Source organism: Thiomonas sp. TH-17, assembly GCF_057473305.1.
Genome location: NZ_JBYCKI010000030.1, coordinates 1 through 22,594, shown reverse-complemented (window position 1 = coordinate 22,594; position 22,594 = coordinate 1). Strand labels below are relative to the sequence as shown.

The 22,594-nt window shown below is 62.4% G+C and carries 21 protein-coding genes and 1 tRNA gene; 15 read left to right on the top strand and 7 right to left on the bottom strand.

Translation table 11 applies throughout. The annotated features are described in order from the left end of the window. The first annotated feature begins 68 nt into the window (after positions 1-68). The 15 genes from AC2VLV_RS02160 (at position 69) to AC2VLV_RS02090 (ending at position 16,274) form a co-directional block, all read left to right on the top strand. Positions 69-1,412, top strand: a complete 1,344-nt coding sequence (locus AC2VLV_RS02160) for a L,D-transpeptidase family protein (RefSeq protein ID WP_486988438.1) — start codon at positions 69-71, stop codon at positions 1,410-1,412. 56 nt (positions 1,413-1,468) lie between these two features. Further along, positions 1,469-2,056, top strand: coding sequence for a peptidylprolyl isomerase (locus tag AC2VLV_RS02155; RefSeq protein WP_486988445.1), 588 nt, complete (start codon positions 1,469-1,471; stop codon positions 2,054-2,056). 22 nt (positions 2,057-2,078) lie between these two features. Continuing rightward, positions 2,079-2,570 carry a peptidylprolyl isomerase gene (locus AC2VLV_RS02150; protein ID WP_486988437.1) on the top strand — a complete coding sequence of 164 codons (492 nt, stop codon included), beginning with the start codon at positions 2,079-2,081 and terminating at the stop codon, positions 2,568-2,570. A 66-nt stretch (positions 2,571-2,636) separates the two neighbouring features. Further along, complete coding sequence (locus AC2VLV_RS02145; protein WP_486988436.1) at positions 2,637-3,647, top strand: UDP-2,3-diacylglucosamine diphosphatase; 1,011 nt, start codon at positions 2,637-2,639, stop codon at positions 3,645-3,647. A gap of 163 nt (positions 3,648-3,810) precedes the next feature. Continuing rightward, a complete protein-coding gene (locus AC2VLV_RS02140) occupies positions 3,811-4,308 on the top strand; it encodes a pilus assembly FimT family protein (RefSeq protein ID WP_486988444.1) in 498 nt (165 codons plus the stop codon). After that, a complete protein-coding gene (gene pilV, locus AC2VLV_RS02135) occupies positions 4,280-4,807 on the top strand; it encodes a type IV pilus modification protein PilV (RefSeq protein ID WP_486988435.1) in 528 nt (175 codons plus the stop codon). The genes AC2VLV_RS02140 and pilV overlap by 29 nt, the downstream gene beginning before the upstream one ends. Then, entirely contained in the window at positions 4,804-5,844 is a 1,041-nt protein-coding gene (locus tag AC2VLV_RS02130) for a PilW family protein (protein ID WP_486988434.1), read from the top strand. The genes pilV and AC2VLV_RS02130 overlap by 4 nt, the downstream gene beginning before the upstream one ends. Before the next feature lie 3 nt (positions 5,845-5,847). Continuing rightward, entirely contained in the window at positions 5,848-6,435 is a 588-nt protein-coding gene (locus AC2VLV_RS02125; RefSeq protein WP_486988433.1) for a pilus assembly PilX family protein, read from the top strand. 54 nt (positions 6,436-6,489) lie between these two features. Beyond that, positions 6,490-10,260, top strand: coding sequence for a pilus assembly protein (locus AC2VLV_RS02120; RefSeq protein ID WP_486988432.1), 3,771 nt, complete (start codon positions 6,490-6,492; stop codon positions 10,258-10,260). A 14-nt stretch (positions 10,261-10,274) separates the two neighbouring features. Continuing rightward, on the top strand, positions 10,275-10,742 hold the full coding sequence (locus tag AC2VLV_RS02115) for a type IV pilin protein (protein ID WP_486988431.1): 468 nt from the start codon (positions 10,275-10,277) through the stop codon (positions 10,740-10,742). A gap of 188 nt (positions 10,743-10,930) precedes the next feature. Next, entirely contained in the window at positions 10,931-11,419 is a 489-nt protein-coding gene (locus AC2VLV_RS02110; protein ID WP_486988430.1) for a GspH/FimT family protein, read from the top strand. A gap of 19 nt (positions 11,420-11,438) precedes the next feature. Further along, entirely contained in the window at positions 11,439-12,689 is a 1,251-nt protein-coding gene (locus AC2VLV_RS02105) for an MgtC/SapB family protein (protein ID WP_486988429.1), read from the top strand. Between the two features lie 265 nt (positions 12,690-12,954). Continuing rightward, entirely contained in the window at positions 12,955-14,475 is a 1,521-nt protein-coding gene (gene lysS, locus AC2VLV_RS02100) for a lysine--tRNA ligase (RefSeq protein WP_486988428.1), read from the top strand. Between the two features lie 5 nt (positions 14,476-14,480). Next, entirely contained in the window at positions 14,481-15,425 is a 945-nt protein-coding gene (locus tag AC2VLV_RS02095) for a carbohydrate kinase family protein (protein WP_486988427.1), read from the top strand. 147 nt (positions 15,426-15,572) lie between these two features. Beyond that, positions 15,573-16,274 carry a Bax inhibitor-1/YccA family protein gene (locus AC2VLV_RS02090; RefSeq protein WP_486988426.1) on the top strand — a complete coding sequence of 234 codons (702 nt, stop codon included), beginning with the start codon at positions 15,573-15,575 and terminating at the stop codon, positions 16,272-16,274. A 63-nt stretch (positions 16,275-16,337) separates the two neighbouring features. On the opposite strand, the gene rlmD is transcribed toward AC2VLV_RS02090, so the two are convergent. From rlmD to AC2VLV_RS02055, 7 genes are all read right to left on the bottom strand, one after another. After that, on the bottom strand, positions 16,338-17,762 hold the full coding sequence (rlmD, locus tag AC2VLV_RS02085; RefSeq protein WP_486988425.1) for a 23S rRNA (uracil(1939)-C(5))-methyltransferase RlmD: 1,425 nt from the start codon (positions 17,760-17,762) through the stop codon (positions 16,338-16,340). A 40-nt stretch (positions 17,763-17,802) separates the two neighbouring features. After that, entirely contained in the window at positions 17,803-18,612 is an 810-nt protein-coding gene (locus AC2VLV_RS02080; protein ID WP_486988424.1) for a 3'-5' exonuclease, read from the bottom strand. 39 nt (positions 18,613-18,651) lie between these two features. Then, positions 18,652-19,707: an RNA polymerase sigma factor RpoS gene (rpoS, locus tag AC2VLV_RS02075; protein WP_486988423.1), complete on the bottom strand. Its 1,056-nt coding sequence runs from the start codon at positions 19,705-19,707 to the stop codon at positions 18,652-18,654. An 8-nt stretch (positions 19,708-19,715) separates the two neighbouring features. After that, positions 19,716-20,681: a peptidoglycan DD-metalloendopeptidase family protein gene (locus AC2VLV_RS02070; RefSeq protein WP_486988422.1), complete on the bottom strand. Its 966-nt coding sequence runs from the start codon at positions 20,679-20,681 to the stop codon at positions 19,716-19,718. 28 nt (positions 20,682-20,709) lie between these two features. Then, complete coding sequence (locus AC2VLV_RS02065; RefSeq protein WP_486988421.1) at positions 20,710-21,426, bottom strand: protein-L-isoaspartate(D-aspartate) O-methyltransferase; 717 nt, start codon at positions 21,424-21,426, stop codon at positions 20,710-20,712. Positions 21,427-21,557: 131 nt separating this feature from the next. After that, a complete protein-coding gene (surE, locus tag AC2VLV_RS02060) occupies positions 21,558-22,313 on the bottom strand; it encodes a 5'/3'-nucleotidase SurE (RefSeq protein WP_486988420.1) in 756 nt (251 codons plus the stop codon). Positions 22,314-22,395: 82 nt separating this feature from the next. Continuing rightward, positions 22,396-22,488: transfer RNA gene (locus AC2VLV_RS02055), tRNA-Leu, on the bottom strand. Positions 22,489-22,594 lie beyond the last annotated feature (106 nt).

The window sequence follows — 22,594 nt, the reverse complement described above, 5'->3', positions numbered from 1 at the left end:
CGGCCACTCTAGCCACTGCAAGGCACCTCATTTAGGCTGTGATTTCAAGCGCCTCGCATCGATCCGCCGTGAAGCCCGCATTCCGCCGCCCCCCCCTGCGCAAGTTGTTGCCTTGGGCGCTGCTGTGCGTGCCGCTGGTGTTCGCGGCCCGCGCCGCGACCGACTACAACGCGGTGCCCAGCGGCACACCGGGCAGTCGCCTCCTGGTTGACCCGGCGGCCGAACCGGCAGGCGAGTGGGCCAGCAACGCCGCAGGCCCGTCCACCGGTTCAGTGCAGCAACCTGTCGTTTCGGCGCGTACCCTGCTCAAACTCACCACCTCGCTGAGCGCGCCCCCCAACCAGGACGGCGCGGAACGGCGCCTGCTCCACGCTTACGCCGAAGTCGCTGCCGGCCACCTCGACGCGGCGCGGGCCCAGGCCGAGCAACTGGCGCGGGATTACCCGCATTTCTCCCTGGCGCAACTGCTTCTGGGCGATGTCATGCAAGCCAGCGCCGGAAACCCTGCGGGCTTCGCCGCGGCCGCGCCACCCGCGCTTTCGGAACAACAGGCGCAGCAACACGCCCGCATTCTGGAACTTCGGGCGGAGGCTCTGACCCGCCTCGCCGCCTACACCGCACCGCCCCCGACCGGGGCGATTGCCGCCAATCTGGTGGCGCTGGCGCCCGATGTGCAGCGCGCCATCGTGGTGGATACCGCCCGTTCGCGTCTCTATCTTTTTGAACAACGCAACGGCGTGCCCCAGCTTGAGGCGAGTTATTACTTCAGCCAGGGCAAGCTCGGCGCAGGCAAGACCCAGGTCGGCGATATGAAAACGCCGCTGGGTATTTATTTCATCACCCGCAAAATAGGCGCCAAAGACCTCAAGCCGCTCTATGGCGCCGGCGCGCTCACGCTGAACTACCCCAACGAGTGGGACAAGCAACAAGGCCACACCGGCTTTGGCGTCTGGCTGCACGGCACGCCGCCAGACAGCTATGCCCGGGTGCCCCTGGCGTCTGACGGCTGCGTGGTGCTGTCCAACCCGGACGTGCGCAGCCTCATGGCCGACACCCCGGCGGGCAGCACCCCGGTGGTCATCACCCGCCATGTGCAATGGCTGAGCGCCTCGCAGTGGGCTGCCCAACGCCAGCGCATCACGGCGCAGTTGCAGACCGACGTCGTTCAGGCGGCTGCGCAAGGCGCGCGCCCGCAAGACACGCTCGCCGCCAGCGCCTCGGCGCCGAATACTGCGCACGCGCCCGCGCGCAACCCATCCATCACCCCCGGCGCGCTCACCGTCCTGCAATACCCGGGGCAAAGGGTGGTGCAGTACAGTGCGGCCGGTGCGCCCTCCAGCCCGCTCTACCGTCAGTACTGGGCCCAGCGCAACACCCAGTGGCAACTCATTTTTCAAGGAAGCGTTTCGTAATGAATTCCAGCTTGAACCCCCCGTCCCGCTCATCATTCCTCAATTTGCGGCGCATGATGCGGCAGCGCATCGCCCCCGTACTCGCCGCACTGAGCTTGTTGTCTGCGGCTGCCCTGCCCGTCGCACGCGCCGCCGATGCCCCCGCCGCGCAACCCAAGGTGGAATTCGTCACCACGATGGGCAATTTCGTCGTACAGCTTGACCCGGCGCGCGCGCCCAAAACCGTGGCCAACTTTCTCGACTATGTGAAAAGCGGCTTCTACAAAGGCACCATTTTTCACCGCGTGATTCCCGGCTTCATGGTGCAGGGCGGCGGCTTCACCGCCGACATGCAGAAAAAGCCCACCCGCGCGCCCATTCCGCTGGAGAGCCAGAACGGCCTGCGCAACCTCAAAGGCACCATCGCCATGGCCCGCACTTCAGACCCCAACTCGGCCACCTCGCAGTTCTTCGTCAACGTGGTCGATAACGCCAGCCTCGACTATCCCAAACCCGACGGCTACGGCTACGCCGTGTTCGGCAAGGTCATTTCAGGCATGAACGTGATCGAGAAGATCGTGGCCGTGCCGACCAAGAACGAAGGCATGTTCCAGAACGTGCCCGTCAAACCCATCGTCATCGAAGACGCCAAACTCCTCAACTAAACCTGAAAACAGAAAGCCCATCATGGTCGAACTCCAAACCAACCACGGCAACATCCGCATCGAACTCGACACCGAGCACGCCCCCAAGTCGAGCGAAAACTTCCTGGCCTATGTGCGCTCGGGCCACTTTGACGGCACCGTCTTTCACCGCGTGATCGACGGCTTCATGATCCAGGGCGGCGGCTTCGAGCCCGGCATGAAGCAAAAACCCACCCTCGCCCCGATTCAGAACGAAGCCAACAACGGCCTGAAAAACGACCGCTACACCCTCGCCATGGCCCGCACCTCCGATCCGCATTCGGCCACCGCCCAGTTCTTCATCAACGTCGCCGACAACGCCTTCCTCAACCACACTGCGCCCTCCGCACAAGGCTGGGGCTACGCCGTGTTCGGCAAAGTGGTCGAGGGACAAGACGTGGTGGACAAGATCAAGAGCGTGAAAACCGGCCGCAAGGGCTTTCACGACGACGTGCCGCAGGACGACGTGGTCATCCTCAAAGCCGTCGAAGTCTGACAGCGCGAAGTTTGACAACGATATAACCGCAAGATCGGGGCGGCAGTTCGCGTGTCGGCTAAAACCTTGTCCGCAAAGGACGACGTGCGCGCCCCCCGCTCTGCCGAGCCCTTCCCCAGCCTGATCGCCCCGCCCGCCTGGCGGCGCATTGCCATCGTCTCCGATCTTCATCTAGGTGCGCAGGCCCCGCGCACCACGCAGGCCTTCATCGCCTGGCTGGCCGACGCCGCCCGCGCGGCCGACGCCTTGTTCATCCTTGGCGACCTGTTCGAGGCCTGGATCGGCGATGATCTGCTCGATCCCGCCGCGCTGGCCGTCGCACCTGAAGACGCCGCCTGCGCCCAAGACATCGCCAGCGCGCTGCGCGCCTACACCGCCTCAGAGGGTGTGAATGAATCCGGCGTGGCCGAGCAGCGTGCCCAAACACCCCCGATCAAGGCGCAAAGCACAGCCGTGCCCGTCGGCACGGCGAGCATTTGCAACGCCGAGCGGGGGTGTTTGGGCGCGAGGAGCGGGCATGACGGATTTGTTCACACCCTCTCAGGCCGCGCCCTGTTCGTGCAGCACGGCAACCGCGACTTTCTGCTCGGCGAGCGGTTCGCCCAAGCCACCGGCGCGCAAATCCTGCCCGACCCCGTCGTACTCACGTTTCAGGCCGAGCGCACCCTCCTCACCCACGGCGACCAGCTCTGCACCGCCGACACCGCCTACCAACAATTTCGCGCCACCGTCCGCAACGCCGAGTGGCAGCGGCAAGTGCTGGCCCAGCCGCTGGCTGCCCGCGTGCAGCAGGCCCGCGCCATGCGCGCGGCCAGCAACGCCGCGCAAGCCCGCCCCGAAAACTGGGCCGACGCCGATCCCGCCGAGGCCCGCCGCTGGCTGGCCCGCGCCGCCTGCAGCTGGATGATCCACGGCCACACCCACCGCCCGCGCAACCACTGGCAAGGCGGAGAGCTCCGGCAAGTCCTCTCCGACTGGGACTGCGACGCCGCCCACAGCGCCCAGCCCCGCGCGCAAGCCCTCTGGCTCAGCGCCCAGGACCAGGGCGTCGAAGTCAGCAGCGAACGCTGCGACTGAGATCTCTTCAGCCCCTCCAGCGCCCAAACTGGGGGCGCTATTGCACAGATTGATACAAAAAATACCGTTCGTCGGCAGTAGGCGACCGTTCGTCGGAAAGTCTGCGCACGAGCCTGCGAGGCATGGAAAACTTTGGTCACATTGTTTCAATTTGGAAACCATTGTGAATCACAGAATTTCAGGCTTCACGTTGATCGAATTGCTCGTCACCATCACGGTTGCAGCAGTTCTTTTGGCGGTTGCTGTCCCCAACTTTCAGAACCTGATGCTCAGCAACAAACTGAGCACCAGCGCCAACGCCGTGGTGTATGCACTGAATTTGGCCAAATCCGAAGCCGTCAAACGCAATCAGGATGTCAGTTTCACCAACAGCGCTCAGATCAAAAATACCGCTGGAACAACACTCGCCGCTGCCCCAGCGCTGCCAGCGGGCGTTCAAAAAGTCAGCGGAAAGGTGTTGATCGCTTCGCCAGCCGGATTCCTGAGACAGTCGTCGGCCAACGCCGGATTCTCAGGCTTGGTGATGGATCTCTACGCCAGCAATCTACCGAGTAATCAACACCGCTGCGTCTATTTGATTACCGGCATCACTGCCGTGACCTGCACGGTGAACGGAACAGGAAATTGTCCCAATGCGCAACCCAACCCTTGCCAACAGTAAAGCGGCGCCTTTCGAAAAAGGCCATCAGTCTCAGATCGGCGCCGGATTGCTGGAAATCCTGATCGCGGTACTGGTGCTGTCCATCGGTTTTCTCGGCATGTCCACTTTGCTGGTGCGATCGATGACCAACAACAACAGCGCCATGGCGCACACCCAAACCTCCGTGGTCACTTACGCCATTCTCGATTCGTTGCGCGCCAATCGAACCGCCGCACTCAACGGCGACTACGACACGACCGCCACCTTCAAGTTGACAGGTAGCACGTCAAGCTGTTCGCTCTCCACAAATCTGACGGGCCGGCCCGATACCGAGGTTAAAGCATGGTGTCTGGGCTCTGGCGGCACGCCACCGGGCGGGCTAGCCGCCCTGGGAAATGGCGCCACCGGAAAAATTGACTGCACCAGCAACGGCGATTGCACCGTGACCGTTACTTTCGACGACAGTCGCGCCACTGCCGGTTCAAGTACACAGACCTTCGTCACCAAGGCCATGCTATGAACCCAAGCTCTACCCACATCAAAGCGCAGGGTGCGTTACCGCGCCGCCAGCGCGGCATGACCCTCGTCGAACTCATGGTGGCTATGTTGCTTGGCCTGGTCGTGACCGGCGTAGCGGTTAGCGTTTTTCTGGCCAGTCGCAGCTCCTTCAAGACCAATATGGCGATCGGCGAAGTGCAGGATGGTTCACGCATCGCCTTTGAATTGCTGACACGCGATGCTCGCCAGGCGTCGTTGACCGGCTGCGGCAACGGCACCTTTATTGCCAACGTGCTGAAAAACAGCGGAACAGACTGGTGGGCAAACTGGGGCAATGCGGTCCGCGGCTACGAAGCCGGGTCTACCGATCCGGCAGTCACCACTGGCACGGCAACTGGCAACCGACTCGCCGCCACCGATTCGGTACAACTGATCGGAAGCGAAAGTGAAGGCTTGAGCATTCAAAACGCCACTGCGGCTAGCGTCACGCTGTGGTCGGCAGCAACCGATTGGAAGAACGGCGACGCGCTGCTGATCTGCGACCCTGATCACGCGGCACTGGTTCAGTTGGGCGGCGGCGGCGGCACCGCAACACTGACTTGGGCCGCCACAGGCGCCAACCCTGGAAACTGTACCGCCAGCCTCGGCTTCCCAACAGCCGCTCCAGTGCCGCCCGCCACCGCGTGCACCGCAGATGCCTACACCTTCCGCACCAATGCCCAGGTCTCGCGCCTCAATGCGGCAGACTGGTACATCGGCACCAACCCGGCGGGCGGACGGTCGCTCTACCGCATGACGCTGAGCAATAGCAGCGGCAGCCTGGCAGCGACTGCGCAGGAAATCGTGCGCAATGTCACAGACATGCAGATCCTCTATCACCAAAGTAGTGCGGCCAACTACGTCGATGCCAACTCTGTGACCAACTGGAATGAAGTTGATGCGATGCAGGTCACCCTGACTCTGGCCAGCACCACCAAACAAACGGTGACGGATAGCAACGCAAAATCACTCAACCGCACCGTGACGACCGTCATCGCGCTGCGCAACCGTGTGAGTTAAGCCATGCAATCGATCTATTCGCCCCATTCAATAGAAGCTGGCGCCGTGCAGCGTCAACGTGGCGTGGCGCTCATCGTCTCGCTGATTTTGCTGCTCATCGTCACGGTCATCGGCCTGGCGGCCATCCGCAGTACCACCCTGCAGGAAAAGATGTCCAGCAATCTGCAGGACCGACAAATCGCGCTGCAGAACAGTGAAGCCGGGCTGCGCGTTGCACAAGGATTGCTGCAAGCGAATACCGCAGTGATCTGGCGCGACTGCACCGTCGCCGCCACCCAGTGCGACAACAACCCCTCCTCACAGGCAACCACCGCCAACGCTTGGCAGACAGTACCAACCGGCACCGGCGCCAATCAGTACACCGCGGGCAGCAATGCAACGGGGCAGCCGCAGTATGTGATCGAAGACATGGGCCTCTGGAATGACCGCCGCACGGCCCTTGGCCCCCAGCAAACCGCAAACAGCGCGCAGTACGGGGCTGCCCCCGTCGTTCCGACGGCGCATTTCTACCGCATCACCGCGCGCAGCGCCGACCCAAGCACGTTGCCAGATCGGGCCACCGTCACCCTGCAAGCCTGGGTACGCAAGTAGCGCCAACTGATCAACAAGCAATCCCAAAAATCTATTTACCCAAGGGACCCCACCATGAGCCCGCAAGCAATGCCCCATCGCCCCCCCCTTTGGAAAAAAATCGTCCTGCTTGGCGTTACCTGGGGCTTATTGGCCGCACCCATCGCGCAAGCTGCGGTATCGATAGCCCAGCAGCCGTTGACGCTGAGCAATAACGTCCCCGGCAATCTCGTGCTCACGCCCTCGGTGGAATGGCCTACGGTCATGAGCATGGCCAACGTCGGCGCTTTCGATACGGCCAAAACCTATTACGGCTACTTTGACCCCAACAAGTGCTACGGCTACACCATCGCAGGTACGTCGGTGCCAGCCTTCACGGGCGTTAACGGCGGCACCAACAACTACTTTGCGCCAGCCAGCGTCACGACCAATCGCACATGCTCCAAAGCATGGAGCGGCAATTACCTGAACTGGGCCGCCACCCAAACCATCGATGTCTTTCGTTCAACGCTGACCGGTGGCAACCGGGTCGTGGACACAACCAACCTCACCATTCTGGAAAAAGCGCGGCATACCGGACAAACCGGGACGGGCGCTCTCGACATCTCTGGTGCGACCACGGTAGCGAACAACACCCCGTCCAGCTTCAGCTACTTTTCGACAAAACTCAGTGGCCTGGGAAACCGGATGTACTTCATCTCGGCTGACAGATCTACCGTCAAAGATAAAGACGGCACAGACCGCAGCCTGCGCTATCTGCTCGATCATCCGGACGTTGCGAAAAGCAAAGGCGCGGTCGAATTCGATCCGTCCAAGGACGTGGTGTCTGGCTCGGTCTATTCCGTCAACATCGACGTGCAGGTCTGCAAAAGCGGCATGCTCGAAGATAACTGCGTCACTTACGGCAGCAATGCCAAGCCCCAGGGGCTGATCCAGAAATACGCTTCCGTTTTCACATATAGCGTGTTTGGCTATCTCAATATCTCCAAAGAGCTTCAGGACGGTGCGGCGCTGCGCGCACAGCAAGGCTTCGTCGGCCCAAATACCTATGAGCCCGGAACCACGCCTGCCACCAACGCCCAGGCCGAATGGAGCGCCACGGACGGCACCTTCATCCGCAACCCGCAACCCACTGCCGCATCCGACACCACCAGCGCATATTCTGCAGACCCGACCATCCAAGACAGCGGAGTCATCAATTACATCAACAAATTCGGTCAGATGACCACGGCCAATGACAAGAGCTACGACCCGGTGAGCGAGATGTATTACGCCGCGCTGCGCTACCTGAAACATCAAGGCCCGGTCGAGTCGTACAACAGCATCAGCAACTATCCGGACGGCACGGCCTACAAGATGGCCGACGGTTTCCCCGTCGTCGGCACCTGGACCGACCCCTGGAAATACTCCTGCCAGCGCAGCTTCATTCTCGGCATCGGTGACGTGAACACCTGGGACGACAAGAATCTTCCGGGCAATCTGAATACCGAGATGGAGCCCGCCGTACCAGCTGAGGTGGCATCCGACACCAGCGTTAACGTCAAGACTGCGACGGAAAAGATTGCCCAACTCGAAGGCATCACCATCGACGGCATGACTGCAACTGCCGGCACCTCGTTCAGCGGCCGTCACAACTCCGCGTATATCGCCGGGCTTGCCTACGACGCCCATACCGTGGACCTGCGGTCAGACCTGAGCGGCAAGCAGACCGTCTCGACCTACTGGGTCGATGTGATGGAAAACCAGGTTCTGCAAGGCAAGGCCAAGAATCAGTACTGGCTTGCGGCCAAATACGGAGGGTTCACCGTCCCCGCCAACTACGACCCCTATGCCAACACAACGGCGCTTCCAGACGCTTCGTGGTGGACCAATGGTCAGACGCTAAGCACAAATGACAAACGCCCGGACAATTTCTTCACGGGCGGCGATGCCAAAACCATGAAGGACTCTCTCGAGGCGGCCTTCTCGGCGATTGCCAGCGAGAACGTCGGCAGCACGGCTTCGCTTTCCACCAACTCCACCCAGCTCAACAGCGGCAGTCGCGTCTACCAGGCGAGCTACAAAGAGGGTGTGTGGAGTGGTTCGCTCAAGGCCTTCAACATCGATGCAACCACCGGCGCCGCGACCACTGAAGCTTGGGACGCGGCTCTCCAACTGCCCGCAGCGGGCGCCCGTACCGTCTACACGGCGGTCGGCGGCAGTTATGTGGAATTCAACAGCACCAATGTCAACGGCAAGTACGGCTGGACTACCGACCTGGTGAATTACATCCGTGGCGACGCCTCGAACGAAATTCGCAACGGCGGCACCTATCGCAATCGCACCACAGCGCTGGGCGACATCATCAACTCGCAGCCGATCTATGTGGGCAAGCCCGATGCGGGCCCTTATGCCAACGCAACCTTCACCGGCTCCGCCAGTTTCAAAACCTTCGCCGCAACCCAGGCAACGCGCACGCCCACTATTTATGTCTCGGCCAACGACGGCATGCTGCATGGCTTCAATGCCAACACCGGTGTGGAAACCTTCGCCTTCATGCCCGGCGCGGTGCTCGCGGCCACCACCAACCCAAGCGTGCTGGCTCAAAAGAGTTATGGCTCCGGGCTGAATCCCCATCAATATTTCAACGACGGTGAGATCACCGTGGCAGATGTCTATACCGGCTCGCCCGCAGCTTGGCGCACGGTACTGGTCGGTACAACAGGCCGCGGCACGACGCGCTCGATCTATGCCTTGGACATCACCGACCCCGCAAATGTGAAATTTCTCGGCGAAGTATCCGCCGGGTATCTCGGCCAGATCATCGGCAAGCCCATCATCGCCCAGACGGCAAACGGTCAATGGTCGGTTCTGGTGGGCAACGGCATGAATAGCGACTCCGGCACTGCCGAACTGTTACAGATCAGCCTGAACGACGGCACCGTCTCCCGTCACGCAACGAACACCGCAACAGACAACGGGCTCTCCACGCCTGCAGTCTGGATCGACAACCTTGCCAATGGCATCAGCACAAAAGCCTATGCCGGCGATCTGCAAGGCAATGTCTGGTCATTCGATCTCGCCAGCGCAACCAGTGGCGGCACCCTGCTGTACACCGCAAAAGACGGCAGCAACAAGGCCCAACCTATTACCTCGCCCATGTTTGCCGCCAAAGACCCAGACACCGGAAATCTCTGGCTGTTTTTTGGCACCGGGCGCTATCTGGGCCTGGACGACCTCACGAATAAGGATGTGCAGAGCTGGTATGGGCTGAATGTGTCGCAGGCCAGTTTTCCGATTGTCAAAAACGATCTGATCAAGCGCAGCATCACCGCAGAAATCGCTGGCACAGCGGCCGATCCGACCGCCACTCCGCCAGTCGCCGCAACTTTGCCCGCACGCACTGTCAGCGTGGGAACCGCTGGCGACATGGCTACCAAAAAAGGCTGGTATATGAACCTCTTGCCCCCCTCTAACACCCCCCAAGGTGAGCGCATGATCGTTGCGAACCAGGCGTATCAGAACCTGCTCGTTGGCAGCACGCTCATTCCAGACAACGCCGATGTGTGCGCCCCATCAGGCCGCGGCTGGATCATGGCCGTCAATCCGTTCACGGGTACGAACCCGACCGACATCTTTTTCGACCGCAACGGAGATCGCCGTTTCAACGACTCAGACAAAGTCACCATGAGCGACCAGACCCTCATCCCGATTGCTGGCATTGGGCTCACGGGGCTCACCGGCTTGAGCAATTTCATCAGTACGACGCTACTGGCCAACCAAAACGGCACCATCTTCAATACCCAGGTCAATCCGCAGGTTTCCAACCCCGGGCGGGTTTCCTGGGCCGAACTCATCAACCCCTGAGCGGAGGCTTATTCATGCGGCATTTCAACCGAGCAATTTTTGCCCCCGGCCGTTCGCGCCAGCTGGCTCTACGGGGTTTCACGCTGATCGAACTGATGATCGTCGTGGCCATCGTGGCCATCATCGCGGCTGTCGGCTACCCCTCCTACATCAGCCATATCACCAAAACCAAACGAGTAGCCGCTGAAGCCTGCCTCAGTGAGTATGCCAACTATATGGAACGGTATTACTCGACCAACTTGCGATATGACAAAGATTCAGCAGGAACGGCGAACACGCTACCCACGCTTTCATGCGCTTCAGATCTGAAAGCAGATTACAAATTCAGCTTTGTCCCCACGCCCGGCCAATCCACTTATCAAGTGCGTGCCGTGCCGCAGGGATCTCAAGCTAGCCGTGATACCGAATGCAAAACTATTTCACTGAATCAGGCAGGCACAAAAACAGAAGGCGGCACGGGCACGGTAGCTTCCTGCTGGTAAGCAAAATTTTTTAATTTGTCGAAAAATTAAGAAAATATTTTGTTTTCAACCCGTGAACTAGCCATAATTGGGGCTACCTCAACCATTCAGAGGGCCTCATGGTGCGGAAGTCATTCCCAGCTCGAAGCGACAACTGCCGTGGCGTCAGCTATGCGGAGTTGTTAATCGTGGTGGCTCTCGCGGGGTTGATGACTGCACTCGCGGCACCTGCGTTTTCTCATCTGCTCGCTCAGCATCGCCTCACCGTCAGCAGCAATGCCTTGATGAGCGCATTCATGATGGCGCGACAGTCTGCCATCACTCAAAATCAGGTTGTGGCGCTCTGCGCGGGTAACCCAGAATCGGGATGCCATTCAGATTGGGGATGCGGTGAATGGCTCATTTACACGGATCGCAACCAGAACGGAGCCCGTGACGCCGACGACACTTTGATTCAGAGCGGATCTGCAGCGCAGGAGAGTGGCATTCAGATTCTGCCCAATCGCCCCATGCAAAAGCCCGTTCTTTTCCAGCCCATTGGGCATGCCGAACAACCCAGTGGCGCATTTGCAGCGGGAACACTGCGTCTATGCAGCGACAGGTCGAACACGGTTTTGGGTGTCGATCTGATCTTGTCCAAATCAGGCAATATCCGCGCCCAGCCACACGATTCCGGCGGAAATTGCGCGCGCCCTTGAAGCGTTGTGGAAGTTCGGCATGATCGAGTCTTCCGTCCTGCCCTGGGCTGCCGCCCTCGGAGTCGGTCTGCTGATCGGCATCGAGCGCGAGCGCAAGCAGCCGCCTGAATCGCCCGCGGGGCTGCGCAGTTTTGTGCTGGCAGCGCTGGCTGGTGCGACTGCGGGCGTGCTGGGGCCGGTTGCGTTGGGGGTGGTGCTGGCGGCTTTTGCCTTGCTGACTTTTGCGGGATATGCGCAAACGCGCCAGGCCGACCCAGGGCTGACGACGGAATTCGCCCTTTTGCTCACCGTGTTGATTGGCGCGCTCGCCCAGCGGTCGCCCGGCTGGGCTGCGGGGCTGGGCGTGGTGGTCGCGGGCATTTTGGCGGCCAAAACGACGCTGCATGGGTTCGTGCGCCATGTTTTGAGCACGCAGGAACTGGAATCCGGCCTGCTGCTGGCGGCGGCGGCGCTGGTCGTGCTGCCGCTGTTGCCCGATCGGCCCATCACATGGCTGGCGGGGTTGAACCTGCATACGCTGTGGCTGCTGGCCGTGTTGGTGATGGCGATTCAGTCGGTGGGGCATGTGGCGGTGCGGGCGTTTGGCAGTCAGCGTGGTCTGGCGCTTTCCGGGCTGGCGGGGGGGTTTGTCTCCAGCACGGCCACCATCGCCAGCATGGCGCAGCGCGCTCGACTGCACGTCGCCCTGCAGGGCGATTGCCTGCGGGCGGCTTTGCTGTCGAATGTGGCCACCGTGGTGGAGTTGAGCGTGCTCGTCGCGCTGATCGAACCGGATTTGCTCCCCGGTCTGCTGCCCGCCGTGGGGCTGTACGGGGCGGGCGCGCTGCTGGCGGTGGGGACGACGTGGCGTCTGGCGCGGCGTGCGCCGGAGAGTTCGGCGTTGGCTGATGAAGCGGAAGCGGTGCGGCGCCCGTTCCAGCCGCTGCAGGCGTTGTTGTTTGCGGCCCTTCTTGCGGGCGTGCTGCTGGCCGCCGAGGCCGCGCGCAGTGTGCTGGGCAGCGATGCGGCGCTGGCCGCGACCGGGCTGGCTGGATTTGCCGACGCGCACGCAGCGGCCGCTTCTGCCGCGCAAATGACGGTCAACGGTGCTTTTTCGTCCTGGCAGGCCTTGCTCGCCATCGGCCTAGCCCTGGCGACCAACGCAGTGAGCAAGATCGTCGCCGGATTCGCCGGGGCGCAGTGGACTTTTGGCGTGGTCAATCTGGCGGCTCAATTCGGCCTGATCGGCTTGTTCTGGCTGGGGTTGTGGCTGGGGAATGCTCAGGCGTGAGGGGCGGCTAGTGCAGTGTTTTACGCTTGATGGAACAAATAAAACTGATGGATTTGGCGTCAGGGCAAGGCGCCAACCACAGCGATACCCGTAGGTATCGCGCGGATTGGGAACGCCGCCCTGGCGTCAAAGACGCGGTTTTATGTTCCAGATAGCGTGAAACACAGCACTAGAATCGATCGGTTTGGCGCGTGAGCCGCGCGCAAGCCGCCCCGCACCGCTTCGACATCGTGGACATTTCCGAGAAACCGTCCCTCCATCCCGCATGAATACTGACGCCCCCCATTCACCCGCCACCGACGACAGTCACCTCATCGCGGAGCGCCGCGCCAAACTCTCCGCGTTGCGCGAGACCGGCCCGGCGTTCCCCAACGACTTCAAGCCTGCGCATCAGGCCATGAGTCTGCAGGCGCAACATGGGGGCGACGAGCCCGACGCGCTCGAAGCGGCTGGCGTGCGGGTGCGGGTGGCGGGTCGCATGATGCTCAAGCGCGTGATGGGCAAGGCCAGTTTCGCCACTTTGCAGGACGGTACGGGGCGCATTCAGATCCACGTTTCCAACGACATCACTGGCGAGGAGGCCCATGCGGCCTTCAAGCACTACGACCTGGGCGACTGGATCGGTTGCGAAGGCGTGCTGTTTAAAACGCGCACGGGCGAACTGACCATTCGGGCCGAGCAGGTGCGATTGCTGGTCAAGTCGCTGCGCCCCTTGCCCGACAAGTTTCACGGCCTCGAAGACGTGGAAACGCGCTACCGCCAGCGTTATGTCGATCTCATCGTCACGCCGGAATCGCGCGAACGATTCGCGCTGCGCAGCAAGGCCATCGCGGCGCTGCGCAATGAAATGCTGGCAGCGGGCTTCATGGAGGTGGAAACGCCCATGCTCCACCCCATTCCCGGAGGCGCAGCAGCCAAGCCATTCACCACGCATCACAACGCGCTCGATCAGCAGATGTATCTGCGCATCGCGCCCGAGCTCTACCTCAAGCGCCTGCTGGTGGGCGGCTTCGAACGGGTGTTCGAGATCAACCGCAATTTCCGCAACGAAGGTCTGAGCCCGCGGCACAACCCCGAATTCACCATGATGGAGTTCTACGCCGCCTGGTGGACCTACCGCGACCAGATGGATTTCACCGAGGCGCTGATTCGCAACACCGCGCAGCTCACCTGCGGCACCGCCGTGCTCACCCACCAAGGGCGCACGCTGGACTTGGGCGCGCCGTTTGCCCGGCTGACCTTGACGCAGGCCATCCAGAAGCACGCCCCCGACTACACCGACGCGCAACTGGCCGATGACGGCTTTTTGCGCGGCGAGTTGCGCCGCCTCGATGCCGATCATGCGCCGCACAAACTCAAGGGCATGGGACTGGGCGCGCTGCAGCTTGCGCTGTTTGAAGAAGTCGCCGAGCATCTGCTGTGGGAGCCGACCTTCATCGTCGACTATCCCGTGGAAGTGTCTCCCCTGGCGCGCGCTTCAGATGCCGACGCACAAACGACCGAGCGCTTCGAGCTGTTCATCACCGGCCGCGAGATCGCCAACGGCTTCTCCGAGCTGAACGACCCCGAAGACCAGGCCGCCCGCTTTCAGTCACAGGTGCAGGCCAAGGAAGCCGGCGACGACGAAGCCATGTATTTCGACGCCGACTATGTGCGGGCGCTGGAATACGGCATGCCGCCGGCCGGCGGTTGCGGCATCGGCATCGACCGGCTGGTCATGCTGCTGACCGACGCGCCCAGCATCCGCGACGTCATTCTCTTCCCCGCCCTGCGCTTTGAAGGCTGAACCTCATGTCCACCCTCATCTGCGGTTCGCTCGCGTTTGACACCATCACCACTTTCGACGGCCGCTTTGCCGAGCACATCCTGCCCGACAAAGTGCATATTCTGAACATCAGCTTTCTGGTGCCCACGATGCGGCGCGAGTTTGGCGGCTGCGCGGGCAATATCGCCTACAGCCTGGCACTGCTGGGGGGCGAGCCGCTCATCCTCGGCGCCCTGGGTGCGGACGGCCAGAGCTATCTCGACCGCCTTGATGCGCTGCACATTCCGCGCACTTACGTCGGGCAACTGGCCGACAGTTTTACCGCGCAGGCGCACATCATCACCGACCGCGACAACAACCAGATCACCTCCTTCCACCCCGGCGCCATGGGCCGGGCGCACGAGCTGCCCGTGCCGCTGAACGCCGGGGTCGATCTGGCCATCGTCGCACCCGACGGCCGCTCGGCCATGATCGACCATGCGGCACAGCTTGCCGCAGCGGGCATTCCGTTCATCTTCGATCCGGGCCAGGGCATGCCCCTGTTCGACGGCGCCGATCTACGCGATTTCATCGCCAAAGCCAGTTGGGTGGCGGTGAACGACTACGAGGCCGAACTGCTGGTGGAGCGCACCGGCTGGAGCCTCGACTACATTGCATCCCAAGTGCGCGGGGTGATCGTCACCCGGGGCGAACACGGCTGCCGCATCTGGAGCGAGGGCGGCGACGCCACCGACATTCCCGGCGTACCCGCCAGTCAGGTGCTCGACCCGACCGGTTGTGGCGACGCCTTCCGCGCCGGTTTGTTGTTCGGGCTGTCCAAAGGCTGGGCCCTGGCCGACAGCACCCGCCTGGGCAATGTGCTGGGGGCGGAAAAAATCGCCGTGCATGGCCCGCAGAATCACCACATCACCCTGCAGGGCGCGCTTGCGCGTCTGCAAACCGTCTACGGCAGCACCCCGCAAGCGGTCTAACGGCCTGTTGGGGTGTTAACCCAGACTTAACCCACGCTCACAAGGCTTGCAAATTCATGCGCGCGGGATTGAAATGCACGTCGTGGAACGTATTTAGCGTGTGTTAGTCTGACTAGTAGCGTCCACTTCCAGGAACGGAGTTTTGCCATGAATGAACAACGCGATTACACCATCTACGCCCAACCCGGCGGCGCCGCGACTGTGCGCAACAAGGTGCTGCGGCAGACGTATTCGCTGCTGGCCCTTTCGCTCATTCCCACCGTGATCGGCGCGTGGGTCGGCATGGCGACTGGGCTGAATCTGGCCATGGCGCAAAGCCCGGGCATGACCATGATCGTCTTTCTGGTCGGCGCCTTCGGCCTGATGTTCGCCATCGAGCGCACCAAAAATTCCAGCGCCGGGGTGGGTTTGCTGCTGCTGTTCACCTTCTTCATGGGCGTCATGCTGTCGCAGATGCTCGGCTTCGTGCTGGGCATGAGCAACGGGCCACAGCTCATCATGCTGGCCTTCGGCGGCACGGCGGTGATTTTCGGCGCCATGGCCACGCTGGCGAATGTGGTCAAGCGAGATTTGTCCGGCCTGTCCAAAATGCTGTTCGTCGGCGTCATCCTGCTCATTCTCGCGGGTATCGCCAATATCTGGCTGCAACTGCCTGCGCTGATGCTGACCTTCTCGGTCGTGGCCATCGTGATTTTCTCGGCCTTCATGCTGATCGATGTGCAGCGCGTCATCAAGGGTGGTGAAACCAACTACATCACCGCCACGCTGGCCATCTATCTCGACATCTACAACGTGTTCGTCAACCTGCTGTCCATCCTGAGCTTTTTCAGCGGAGGCGGGCGCCGGTAAGCGCGAAGCAGTCCCATGAAAAACGCCCGCAGTTGCGGGCGTTTTTCATGGGCTATGAGGGGCTCAATCGCGCTCGAACACCGCCATCGATTCCACATGAGCCGTGTGAGGAAACATATTCATCACCCCTGCGGCACGCAAGGTGTAACCCGCCTGATGCACCAGCAAGCCGGCATCGCGCGCCAGGGTTGCCGGATTGCAGGACACATAGACGATACGCCGCGGCGGGGTGAATGGCGCGGCCGGGGGTACGACCGGGGGCCTGACCGGCTTGGGCGCCGCGCTCGCCTCCCCTGCGGCCAGCGTCTCCTCCTCGTCCGGCGTTCCCAGAGGTCCGTTAACCGCCTCGGCCAGCGCCTTGCACAGCGCCAGCGCGCCATCGCGCGGCGGGTCTACCAGCCACAGGTCGGCCTCGCCGTAGGCTCTCAGATCGTCCGCGTTCATCTCGAACAGATTGCGGGCGGTGAACACGACCTTGTCCTGCAGATCGTTGTGCAAAGCGTTGTCCAGCGCCCGCGCCACCAGTGTGGCGCTGCCCTCCACACCCAGCACCTGCCGCGCCTGCGTGGCGATGGGGAGGGTGAAATTGCCCAGACCGCAAAACCAGTCGATCACCCGGTCGGTACGCCGGGCGTCCAGCAGGCGCAAGGCCCGCGCCACCATCACGCGGTTGATCTGCGGATTCACCTGAGTGAAATCGGTCGGGCGAAACGGCATGACGATGCCGAACTCGGGCAAGGCATAGCTCAGTGGTTCGGCGTCGGGGTCTAGCGGCGCCACCGAATCGGGTCCTTTGGGCTGAAGCCACCACTGCACGCCGTGCTGTTGTTCAAAGTCGCGCAGGCGCTGCCGATCGGCGTCGGTCAAGGGTTCGAGATGGCGCAACACCAGAACGGTCACCCGATCGCCCATCGCCAGTTCGATCTGCGGCGCGCGTTCAGGTCGGGACAGACCGGCGATCAGCTCGCGCAAGGGCAGCAACAGATCGGAGACTGCCCTCGGCAAAACCGCGCAACTGCGCATATCCGCAACATAGCTGGAGCCTTTTTCGTGAAAGCCGACCAGCACACCGCCCTTTTTCACCACCAGGCGAACAGTCAGCCGCGCGCGGGTGCGATAGCCCCAGTTGGGCCCGGCGATGGGCCGCAGAAGGCGTTGTGGCTTCAGGCGGCTCAAATGCCAGAAATCATCTTCGAGTGTGCGCTGCTTGAACGCCAGTTGTGCCGCGGGATCGACGTGCTGCATGCTGCACCCGCCGCAAACGCCGAAATGGGGGCATCGCGGCACCACTCGGCTGCTCGCCGTGACGGCCCAGGCCACGGCCTCGCCAGACTCCCAATTACGCTTGCTGCGGTGGATGCGCGCCTGCACCCGTTCTCCGGGCAAGGCATTGGCGACGAACACCACTTTGCCGTTTTCGCTGCGCCCGACACCGCGGGCTTCAAGATCCAGGCTGTCGATCTGCAGCCATTCCAATCGTTGTTCCATCCGGCTATTGGAACAGATGGGCGCGGCGCGAAACCCCGCTTCAGGTGTTTGCGGGCGCGGACGACTCCGGCCAGGCTGCGAGATATTCCTGCCAGTGCGATTCCTGCGCCGCGAGGGTGCCCAGGGTGTGTCGCACCAGGTCGATTTCGTCGGCGTATTCGCTCGCGGACAAGGCCCCGCGCATGAGTTGGTAGCGGCAATACAGCAGATAGGTGTTCATGACATCGGTCTCGCAATAGCGGCGGATGTCGTCGGTCTGCCCTGCAAGCCAGGCCTCGTAAACCTTGCTGCCGTCCATGCCCAGCTTGCCGGGAAAGCCGCACAGCTTGGCCAGCACGTCCATCGGTGCGTTGGCGCGCGGCTGGTAGAGCGCCAGCAGGTCCATCAGGTCGAGATGGCGGGTGTGATAGCGGGAGATGTAGTTATTCCACTTCATCTCGCGGTCATCTTCACCCATATCCCAGTATTTCGGCGCCGTCACCCCGTGCACCAGGCCGCGGTAGTGCAGCACGGGCAGGTCAAAACCGCCTCCGTTCCAGGAAACGAGCTGAGGCGCGTGCTTCTCGATGACGCGGAAAAAGCTCTGCACCACCTGCCCTTCCTGCCCACCTTGATCGACGAAGGAGTGGATCTTCAGCCCTTCGTGATGACGAAACGTGCACGAGATGACCAGCACGCGCTGACAATGGACCGGGAGAAAATCGCTCCCGGTCTTTTCCAGACGGCGGGCCTGCGCCTGAAGCACGGCGGCCCCGTCGTCGAGTTCGGTATCGGCCAGACCCGCGGCGCGCAACGCGGCGGGGTCGGGGATGGTTTCAATATCAAAGGTGACGATGGGCGTGCGAATCATGGCGGGGAGCAAACATCAACAAGGCAGAACCTGCCAACCTTAAAGCAGCGAACCTCGGTCGACCCCGTTGCGCGCCAGTCGTCCCTTGAGCTTGAGCAAGGACTCTTGCTGGATCTGGCGCACACGCTCACGCGTGAGGCCGAGGCGTTGCGCCAGCGACTCCAGCGTTTCCAGCTCACGTCCGTGCAGCCCGAAACGGGCTTCGATCACTTCGCGCTCACGCTCGGCCAACGCCCCCACCCAGGAATCGACCAGGGCCTCGACTTCGCGGGTCTGCGCCTGCTCTTCCATGCTGAGCGCGTTCTGGTCGGCGAACTGATCGGCGCAACTCTCGCCGCTCTGGGTTTCGCGCAGGGCATCGAGCGAAGTCGGCTGCTCGGCCAGGGCGAGCAAGTCCGTCACCTCTTCCGTACTGCGCCCCAGGAGCGCGGCCACGTCTTCGTCCGAGGTCTGGCCGCGATAGTCGGCCGCCTGCTCCAGATGCTTGCGCGCCCGCAGCACCTGGTTGAGTTCGCGAATGACGTGCACCGGCAGGCGGATGGTGCGCACCTGCTGCATCAGCGCGCGTTCGATGCTTTGGCGGATCCACCAGCTTGCATAGGTGGAAAAACGAAACCCGCGTTCGGGTTCAAATTTTTCGATGGCGTGAATCAGGCCGAGGTTGCCCTCTTCGATCAAATCGCCCAGTGCCGCGCCGCGCCCGACATAGGCCTTGGCGATGCTCACAACAAGTCGCAGGTTGTGCTCCACCATAGCCTGACGCGCCTCGAAATCGCCCGCCTTGGCACGGGTCGCCGTCTCAAATTCCTGCTCGGGCGTGAAAAGGGGTTTGGCGCGGATGTGGTTGAGATAGGCCTGCAGGGCACTGACGCCCGATTCATCGTCGATGGCCCCGATGGACGCCGGGGGACAGGGCAAGCCTGTCGGCGCGGGAGCAGGCTGCGCATCCGCCGCGGCAGGGCTCTTCTGCGCGATCGTTTCCCAGGCTTCTGCGCCGTTCTGTGGGGCAGAGCTAACAGGAGTATTGCTCGCCACTGGGGCAGACGCCCCTTGTTCAGAGGTCGGGTCGGAGACCGGTTTGGGGCGGCGCGGCATGCGAGCGGTCAGGGCTGTTTGGGCAAGAGCCCGATGGGATCGATGGACTTGCCGCGCAGTCTGATCTCGAAGTGAAGTTCAACTCGTGGGGCGTCGGTCGAACCCATCTCGGCGATCTTCTGTCCGCGCTTCACGGTTTCGTTTTCCTTCACCAGCATGACGTTGTTGTGGGCGTACACGCTGATGTAGTCGTCGTTGTGTTTGACGATGATGAGTTTGCCGAAGCCGCGCAATTCCGAGCCCGCATACACCACCCGGCCCGCCGCCGCGGCATACACCGGGTCGCCCAGATTGCCTGCGATATCGATGCCTTTGCTCGTCGTGCCATTGAAGCCCTGAATGATCTTGCCGCTGGCCGGCCATGACCAGATGATGCCGTCGTGCGTGGCTGTGGACAGATTGCTGGCCATGACCGCAGGCCCCGTGGGCGGCGGGCTGGCGGGGGTGACAGGTGCTGGCGGCGCTGCAGCGGCTACCGTGGGCTTCACGGGGGTTGGAGCGGGCGGCGGCGCCGTGACCGGGGCCACAGGCGCCAGCGGCGTGACGGCAAAGCTCTGTGCAGTGCTCCCGGCTGGCAGCGACGGCGCAGAGGCGGCGGGCGCCGTTGCCCCGGCAACTTGCGTCGTACCTTGCGGCGGAGCAACGCGCAGCACCTGACCGACCTCGATCACGTTCGGGTCGCCCAGGTTGTTCCATTGCGCCAGAGTCTGCCAGGTCGTCCCGTATTGCAGGGCGATGCGCCGCAAGGTGTCACCGGGCTGCACGGTGTAATACCCCGGCTGTCCGGCCAGGGATGACGTCGCAGCCGTGGCGATGCCCGCAGGCACCGCAGCCACCGTGGCGGGCGGCGCGTAGACCGGGGGCACTTTCTGGAAGGTCTTGGACTCGACCGGCACGGGAGCCAGCGCCACCGAGGTACAGGCGCCCAGCATGGCAGCCACAGAAAGAGTAAGAGCGAGCAGGGCAATCCGCATGGTGGGCAATGTCAAGAGCTACGTCGATTCAGGTCAAACCCGATTTTAAGGGGACGAATTTGGCGCCTTCGAGTGGCTGCACGTCGAATGTGGTGGCAGAGCGCTTGCGGTACAGCAAGAGTTGCTGCGGATCGCCGATGGGCGCAATGAGCGCCCCGCCCACCACCAACTGATCGAGCCAGACCTGCGGCAAAGTCAGCGCCGCAGCCCCCGACAAAATCGCGTCAAACGGGGCGCCTTGCGGACACCCCAGCATACCGTCGCCCAGAATCAAGCGCAGGTTCGGCACCCGCAGGGCGCGCAGATTGTTGCGTGCCAGATCGTGCAGCGCGCGTATGCGCTCGACGCTGTAGACGTCTGCTGCCACCCTGGCCGTCACGGCAGCGGCGTAGCCACAGCCTGTGCCAATGTCGAGCACCTTGCCCAGATTGGCGCGCGGCGCCAGGGTCTTGAGCGCCGCATCCAGACCGCGTGCCACGACCGAAGGTTTGGAGATGGTTTGTTCAAAACCGATGGGCAGTGCGTTGTCGAGATAGGCTTGGGCGGCCAGCCCAGGATCGACGAAATGATGGCGCGGCACATCCTGCAAGGCCTGCAGCACCCGCTCGTCAAAGTGGCCTGACTGCCGCAATTTGTCGACCATGCCGCGACGCACCGCGTCCGAGTCAAGCCCGGCCTGACGCGGCAGGCAGCGCGACGGGCCTTGCGACGCTCCGCGCGTTTGCGGTTCGCGGGGTACGGGCAACGCAACGGGGCACGCGCCCCCCAACTGCCCTCTCGGCGGGGGGGGCGTTGTGGGCGTCTTGTTGATCGCGGCATCAACCGCCTGGCGCGCAGGCCAGTGCACAAAGCGCTGCGGCGACTTGCTGCCCGCACTCACGCATCGCCTCGCTTTTCAAAGCGGGCAGCACAGGTCTGAATCTGAGCATGGTGCGTCAAATCCAGTTGCAGCGGTGTGAGAGAGGCGCATCCCTGAGCGATGGCATCGAAGTCGGTGCCCGCCTGCTGGTCCAGCGCCGCACCGGCGCCGCCGATCCAGTAAATCGTGTCGCCATAAGGATTCTTCTGCACCACCACGGGCTGACTCGGATGCCGCTTGCCCAGGCGGGTCACGCGTACGCCGCCGAGCTCATTCAGAGGGCGATTAGGAACGTTCAGGTTGAGCAACTGCGCTTGTTGCGGCAGGTCTTCCACCAGCTTGGACACCACCTCAACCGCCACAGCGACGGCTGTATCCAGATGCCCCCAGCCCTTCTCGACCAGCGAGATGGCCAAGGCGGGAATGCCAAACAAATAGCCCTCGGTCGCGGCGGCCACTGTGCCCGAATAAATCGTGTCGTCGCCGAGATTGGCCCCGTTGTTCACCCCGCTCACCACCAGATCCGGTCGGAAATCGAGCAAGCCTGTGAGCGCAATGTGCACGCAGTCTGACGGAGTGCCGTTCACATACCGAAAACCATTGCTGGCGGTATAGACCGACAAAGGCCGATTCAGCGTGAGCGCGTTCGACGCAGCACTCGCGTTTTGTTCGGGGGCAATGACCGTTACATCCCAGTGCGCCCGCAACCCATCAAAGAGCGCGGCTAAGCCGGGGGCCAGATACCCATCATCGTTGGCTAGAAGAATTCGCATGGCCGCATCTTATCGGGTCATTGCGACCAGAATATGCCGACCTGAAAACGACAGGGTTTCGACTCAAGTCGTCATTGCTGGTTGGTGCCCGGAGCGGGGATCGAACCCGCACGCCCCTTTTCAGGAAAGCGGCGGATTTTAAGTCCGCTGCGTCTACCAATTTCGCCATCCGGGCAAGTAGCAGCACGCGCATAAAACGAGAAGGTGGTGCAAGGGGTGAATTCTACCGAGTCCGCCCTGGGTCATGAGCCTGTCTGGCGGTCAGGGCAGATTTGCAGACG

What these genes read in the sequence shown, in the direction of transcription:
- AC2VLV_RS02090 (WP_486988426.1), top strand. Translation starts at nt 15,573, where the DNA reads ATGAATGAACAACGCGATTACACCATCTACGCCCAACCCGGCGGCGCC.
- AC2VLV_RS02155 (WP_486988445.1), top strand. Translation starts at nt 1,469, where the DNA reads ATGCGGCAGCGCATCGCCCCCGTACTCGCCGCACTGAGCTTGTTGTCT.
- rlmD (WP_486988425.1), bottom strand. Translation starts at nt 17,762, where the DNA reads ATGGAACAACGATTGGAATGGCTGCAGATCGACAGCCTGGATCTTGAA.
- AC2VLV_RS02080 (WP_486988424.1), bottom strand. Translation starts at nt 18,612, where the DNA reads ATGATTCGCACGCCCATCGTCACCTTTGATATTGAAACCATCCCCGAC.
- rpoS (WP_486988423.1), bottom strand. Translation starts at nt 19,707, where the DNA reads ATGCCGCGCCGCCCCAAACCGGTCTCCGACCCGACCTCTGAACAAGGG.
- AC2VLV_RS02095 (WP_486988427.1), top strand. Translation starts at nt 14,481, where the DNA reads ATGTCCACCCTCATCTGCGGTTCGCTCGCGTTTGACACCATCACCACT.
- surE (WP_486988420.1), bottom strand. Translation starts at nt 22,313, where the DNA reads ATGCGAATTCTTCTAGCCAACGATGATGGGTATCTGGCCCCCGGCTTA.
- AC2VLV_RS02105 (WP_486988429.1), top strand. Translation starts at nt 11,439, where the DNA reads ATGATCGAGTCTTCCGTCCTGCCCTGGGCTGCCGCCCTCGGAGTCGGT.
- lysS (WP_486988428.1), top strand. Translation starts at nt 12,955, where the DNA reads ATGAATACTGACGCCCCCCATTCACCCGCCACCGACGACAGTCACCTC.
- AC2VLV_RS02150 (WP_486988437.1), top strand. Translation starts at nt 2,079, where the DNA reads ATGGTCGAACTCCAAACCAACCACGGCAACATCCGCATCGAACTCGAC.
- pilV (WP_486988435.1), top strand. Translation starts at nt 4,280, where the DNA reads ATGCGCAACCCAACCCTTGCCAACAGTAAAGCGGCGCCTTTCGAAAAA.
- AC2VLV_RS02125 (WP_486988433.1), top strand. Translation starts at nt 5,848, where the DNA reads ATGCAATCGATCTATTCGCCCCATTCAATAGAAGCTGGCGCCGTGCAG.
- AC2VLV_RS02070 (WP_486988422.1), bottom strand. Translation starts at nt 20,681, where the DNA reads ATGCGGATTGCCCTGCTCGCTCTTACTCTTTCTGTGGCTGCCATGCTG.
- AC2VLV_RS02115 (WP_486988431.1), top strand. Translation starts at nt 10,275, where the DNA reads ATGCGGCATTTCAACCGAGCAATTTTTGCCCCCGGCCGTTCGCGCCAG.
- AC2VLV_RS02130 (WP_486988434.1), top strand. Translation starts at nt 4,804, where the DNA reads ATGAACCCAAGCTCTACCCACATCAAAGCGCAGGGTGCGTTACCGCGC.
- AC2VLV_RS02120 (WP_486988432.1), top strand. Translation starts at nt 6,490, where the DNA reads ATGAGCCCGCAAGCAATGCCCCATCGCCCCCCCCTTTGGAAAAAAATC.
- AC2VLV_RS02110 (WP_486988430.1), top strand. Translation starts at nt 10,931, where the DNA reads ATGACTGCACTCGCGGCACCTGCGTTTTCTCATCTGCTCGCTCAGCAT.